The sequence below is a fragment of the Microbacterium sp. genome (genome assembly GCF_051953575.1).
In the GTDB taxonomy this organism is placed as follows: Bacteria; Actinomycetota; Actinomycetes; order Actinomycetales; family Microbacteriaceae; genus Microbacterium.
In genome coordinates this window covers 1-4909 of the sequence record NZ_JBQCIP010000043.1, presented here as the reverse complement: position 1 = coordinate 4909, position 4909 = coordinate 1, and the positions used below count along the sequence as shown (strand labels likewise).

General features: G+C 71.8%; 5 protein-coding genes. 3 read left to right on the top strand and 2 right to left on the bottom strand.

Annotation, left to right across the window (positions count from 1 at the left end; genetic code table 11):
- The 3 genes from ACTHNQ_RS03170 to ACTHNQ_RS03160 form a co-directional block, all read left to right on the top strand.
- On the top strand, window positions 1-1035 hold a 1035-nt coding region (locus ACTHNQ_RS03170; protein ID WP_440331024.1), incomplete at its 5' end, for a X2-like carbohydrate binding domain-containing protein.
- Between the two features lie 104 nt (window positions 1036-1139).
- The gene (locus ACTHNQ_RS03165; protein WP_440331022.1) at window positions 1140-2063 is read left to right on the top strand and encodes a S1C family serine protease; all 924 of its coding nucleotides are present in this window, start codon (window positions 1140-1142) and stop codon (window positions 2061-2063) included.
- 61 nt (window positions 2064-2124) lie between these two features.
- Window positions 2125-2559 (top strand): nitroreductase/quinone reductase family protein, encoded by a 435-nt coding sequence (locus ACTHNQ_RS03160; protein WP_440331020.1) that lies wholly within the window; start codon window positions 2125-2127, stop codon window positions 2557-2559.
- A gap of 52 nt (window positions 2560-2611) precedes the next feature.
- Here the strand turns inward: ACTHNQ_RS03160 and ACTHNQ_RS03155 are convergent, their stop codons facing one another.
- On the bottom strand, window positions 2612-4039 hold the full coding sequence (locus tag ACTHNQ_RS03155; RefSeq protein ID WP_440331018.1) for a DHA2 family efflux MFS transporter permease subunit: 1428 nt from the start codon (window positions 4037-4039) through the stop codon (window positions 2612-2614).
- Between the two features lie 80 nt (window positions 4040-4119).
- Complete coding sequence (locus ACTHNQ_RS03150; RefSeq protein ID WP_440331017.1) at window positions 4120-4683, bottom strand: TetR/AcrR family transcriptional regulator; 564 nt, start codon at window positions 4681-4683, stop codon at window positions 4120-4122.
- Between the last annotated feature and the right edge of the window lie 226 nt (window positions 4684-4909).

The window sequence follows — 4909 nt, the reverse complement described above, 5'->3', positions numbered from 1 at the left end:
GCGCTGAACGACGACGACGCGCAGCTCACGTATGAGGGCGCGTGGTCGCGCAACGGCGGCGCCGAGCAGGTCGCGGCGTCGCAGTCGCTCACGGTGTCGGTGTTCGACTCGTCGAAGGGTGGCACGGCGCCGGCCACCGGCACGTCGCGCGGCATCGCCGTCAACGACACCGACCCGGGCATCGCGTACACCGGCAACTGGGGTCACAGCACGGGCCGCGGCCTGGGCGACTACCAGGACGACGTGCACTACGGCGAGGCCGACGGCAGCGCCTTCCAGTACTCGTTCGTGGGCACCGGGATCGACTGGGTGACCGAGACGCACCAGTCGCAGGGCGATGCCGAGGTGTACATCGACGGCGTGCTCGCCGCCACGGTCAGCACCTACCAGGCCGAGGGCCGCGGAGCCCAGCAGGTCGTGTTCAGCAAGCGCGACCTGCCCAACGGCAGCCACACGATCCGCGTCGTGAAGAAGTCGGGGCAGTTCATGCTGCTCGACCGCCTCGACGTCGTGCAGGAGAGCCTGCTCGACATCGATCACGTCGCGTTCGACCGCGCAGCTCCCGAGGCCGCCACCGTCCACGTGCTGCGCGACCCGGGCGAGCTGCTCGGCGTGTACCGCGACGGCGCGGCGCTCAAGAGCGGGACCGACTACACCACCGACGGCGACGCCGTCGTCTTCGGTGCGGCGTTCCTCGGGGCGCTCGCCGACGGCGACACCGCGCTGGAGTTCCGCTTCCGCGGCGATCTGCGCGATGACGTGCACGCGACGAAGGATGACGGTGCCGCCGTGTCGCTGACCTTCTCGGGCACGGCCGTGACCGTGAAGGGGCCGATCGCACCCGACCAGGGCACCGTCGAGGTGTACCTGGACGGAAAGCTCGTCGACACCGTGGATGTGCACGGCGACGCGCGGCTCACGCAGCAGAAGCTGTTCGAGAAGAGCGGACTCAAGAAGGGCCAGCACACGCTGCGGCTGGTGAAGGCGTCGGGCGATGTGCTCCGCGTCGACGCCCTGTCGTATGTGACGGGGTGAGCACGGCCGGGACGGCGGGCCTCGCCCCGCCGTCCCGGCACGGCCGCCCGTCCGCCGTGCGCGAACTCGGGCCCCGCCCGCCGCGGCGGCGCGACACTGGGTGCGTGGACGATCACGAGGCGCTCGACGCCTACTCCTCGACGGTCATGCGCGTCGCGCAGACGGTGCTGCCGTCGGTGGCCGCGGTGAGCGTGCGCACCCGTCAGGGCGCGGGAGCCGGCAGCGCCTCGGTCATCACCGCCGACGGGCATCTGCTCACGAGCGCGCACGTCGTGGACGGTGCCGTGGGCGTCGAGCTCGCATTCCCCGACGGCACCACGGCCAGGGCCTCGGTCGTCGGCGCCGATCCGCTGTCGGACCTCGCCGTGCTCCGCGCTCACGGCGAGACGCCGCCTCCGGTGCGGATGGGGGATGCCGCCGCCCTCGGCGTCGGCCAGCTCGTCGTCGCGCTCGGCAACCCGCGCGGTCTGTCGGGGAGCGTGACCGCCGGCATCGTGTCCGCGCTCGGGCGATCGCTCCCCACACGGTCGGGAAGGGTCATCGACGAGGTGATCCAGACCGACGCGGCGCTCAACCCCGGCAACAGCGGCGGTGTGCTCGCCGACAGCGCCGGACGCATGGTGGGCGTGAACACGGCCGTCGCGGGGATCGGGCTGGGCCTCGCCGTGCCCATCAACGCCACGACCCGCGAGATCATCGACGCCCTCCGCACGACCGGCCGCGTCCGACGGGCATGGCTCGGCATCGCGGGCTCGACCGTGCCGCTCGGCCCGGACGTCGCCGCGAAGGCGGGATCGAAGGTCGGGATGCAGGTCGTCTCGATCGTACCCGACAGCCCCGCCGCCGTCGCCGGTGCCCGCGTCGGCGACATCGTGCTGTCGCTCGACGGCGTGCCGATCCTCAATCCCACGGCCCTGCAGCGTCGGATGGTCGAGGGCGCGATCGGCCGTCGCCTTGAGATGACCGTGTGGCGCGGCGGCGCGCTCGTCGACGTGGTCGTCGAGCCCCAGGAGCTGCGCGTCGGCTGACGCCCGCGCGCGTGCCGGGCACCTACGCTCGGTGTACCCATCACGAACAGACGGAGGACGAGTGTCAGACCACGACGACTGGAACGCGAAGACGATCGCGGAGTTCCGCGCCAACAAGGGGAAGGTCGGCGGCTACTTCGAGGGCGCACCCCTCGTGCTGCTGCACCACCGCGGCCGCAAGAGCGGCGCCGAGCACGTGACGCCGGTGATGTACCTGGCCGACGACACCGACCCCGACACCGTCTACGTGTTCGCGAGCAAGGCCGGCGCCCCGACGAATCCGGGCTGGTACTACAACCTGCGCGACGCGGGCAGCGGCGCCGTCGAGATCGGCGAGGAGCACTATCCCGTCACCGTGACCGAGCCTCTCGGCGCGGACCGCGACCGCATCTACGCCGAGCAGGTGAGCCGCTACCCGGGCTTCGGCGACTACGAGGTGAAGACCGAGGGCGTCCGCACGATCCCCGTGCTGGCCCTGCACCGTCGCCGCGACTGACAGCGACACGAGAGGGAGGGCGTGGGGACCACCCCTCCCTCTCTTCGTGCGCTCAGCGCCTGCGCGCGGCGGCGGTGACTCCGGCGCCGATGAGGCAGAGCGCCGCGGCGCCCAGGAACAGCCACGCGAACCCGCCGGTGAGGGCGTCGGGGGCGGAGGCTCCCTGGGCCAGCAGGGCGTCGGTGCGCAGGCCGGCGACCGTGGCGAGCACGGCGAGACCGAGTGCGCCGCCGATCTGCTGGCTGGTGTTGACGAGGCCTCCCGCCAGGCCCGACTCGCCGCCCTCGACGCCGTCGACGGCCAGCTGGGTGGTCGCGACGAAAGCGCCGCCCATGCCGATGCCGATGAGGAGCGAAGGGCCGAGCAGCTCCCCCGCGAACTGCGCGTCGGCCGGCGCCGCCGAGAGCCACACGAGGCCGCCGGCGAGCACGACGAGTGCCGAGATGAGCGTCGGACGCGTGCCGAGCCGCGCGATCACCGAAGGCACGATCCCGGCCACGACCACCAGCGCGCCGGCGAGGGGGAGTTGAGCGAGTCCGGTGGTGAGCGCGTCGTAGCCGAGCACGGCCTGCATGTACACCGAGAGCGCGAAGAACAGCGCGACCATCGCCGCGCCGACGAGCAGCATGACGATGTTGCCGACCGTCAGGCTGCGGTTGCGGAAGATCGTGAGCGGCACGAGCGGGGCCGCCGCGCGACGCTCGATGAGGACGAACGCGGTGCCGAGTGCCAGCGCGGCCACCCCCAGCGCGATGGGGAGCGGGTGCAGGAACCCCACCTGCTCGACAGCGCTCAGCGCGCCGACGATCGCCACGAGCGCGCCGGTCACCGTCGCCGCGCCCGCGACGTCGAGTCGTTCCGATGCCGTGACCGCGTCCCGCGTGATGAGGAACGGGATGGCCACCAGGACGACGATGCCGACCGGGACGTTGACGAAGAAGACGGACTGCCAGCCGAGGGTCGCGGTGAGGACGCCGCCGAGCAGCACTCCCGCCGCAGAGCCGATTCCCGCGACCCCGCCCCACACTCCGAGGGCCTTGGTGCGCTCGGCCGACGAGGGGAACAGCTGTGTGAGCAGGGCGAGAGCCGCCGGCGCGAGGAGCGCGGCCGAGGCGCCCTGCAGCGCGCGGGCGGTCAGGAGCATGCCGCTGCTGACCGACAGGCCGGCGAGGGCGGATGCGGCGACGAAGCCCGCCGTGCCCACGAGGAACACGCGCCGGTGCCCGTAGCGGTCGGCGAGCCGGCCGCCGAGCAGGAGCAGGCCTCCGAAGGCGAGGACGTATGCGGTGATGACCCACGCCAGGGCGGCGGTTTCCATGCCAAGCTGCGCGCCGAGCACGGGCAGGGCGATGTTGACGATCGACGCGTCGAGCACGACGAGGAACTGTGCGAGGGCGAGCACGCTGAGCGCGAGCCAGCGGCGGGTGCTGCGCGGTGCAGGGGCGGCCTGCGTCGCAGCCGGGGCGAGGGTGGTGGACATGGGTTCTTTCCTTTCGAATGGAGAGTGACTCATCACTCACTCCTAAGGGCATGCGAATTCGGGTGGTGCGGGTGGGTGGTTCAGTCGGGATGGCGGATGCCGCGGGCCAGCAGCTGCGCCCACGGCGAGGGGTCGTCGTCGATCTGTGCGGTCACGATGAGGTGGCACAGCTGCCCGTACGCGATGAAGCGCTGGACGGCATCGTCGTCCGCGCCGGAACGGCTCTGCGCGAACTCGGTCACGCGGCGGATGCCGGCGCGCAGGGCGTCGCCCACCTGCGGGACGTCGGCGACGGACTGCGCGTGCACCTGCAGCATGAGGAGCGTCCGGTCGGCGATGAGGCCCGCGTAGGCGTCGCCCATCGCATCGAGGACGGTCTCCGGCTGCTGGTCGGATGCCGCGTCGGCGCCCTCGGCCAGTGCTTCGACGATCGCGTCGAAGCAGGACTCCAGAGCGGCGACGAACAGTGCCTCCTTGCCAGGGAAGAGCTTGAACACGTATGCCGACGAGATCTTCGCCTCATCGGCGACCGTGGCCACGGTCGTTCCGTGGTAGCCGCCGCGTGCGAAACGGCGCATCGCAGCCGCCGTCACGAGCGGGCGACGGGCGTCGGCGGTGGAGAGGATCGAACTGCGAGGGCTCATGTGAGTGACTGTACACTCACTCTCGCCGCTACCGCAAGGGCGACTTGCGGTCGGGTTGGCCGGGCAGGGTGGTCTCGAGCACCCGGGGTGAGAGTCGGGCCCGGGCGTGAGCCCGACCGCGACAACGGGGTCCCGGGGTCGTCGGGCGTTCGTGCATGTGCCGATATGGGTGGCGCGTGGTGGCAGTTAGTGGGGTGAAAATTGCTGGTCGGAATGAGTTTCGGTC

What these genes read in the sequence shown, in the direction of transcription:
- ACTHNQ_RS03155 (WP_440331018.1), bottom strand. Translation starts at nt 4,039, where the DNA reads ATGTCCACCACCCTCGCCCCGGCTGCGACGCAGGCCGCCCCTGCACCG.
- ACTHNQ_RS03150 (WP_440331017.1), bottom strand. Translation starts at nt 4,683, where the DNA reads ATGAGCCCTCGCAGTTCGATCCTCTCCACCGCCGACGCCCGTCGCCCG.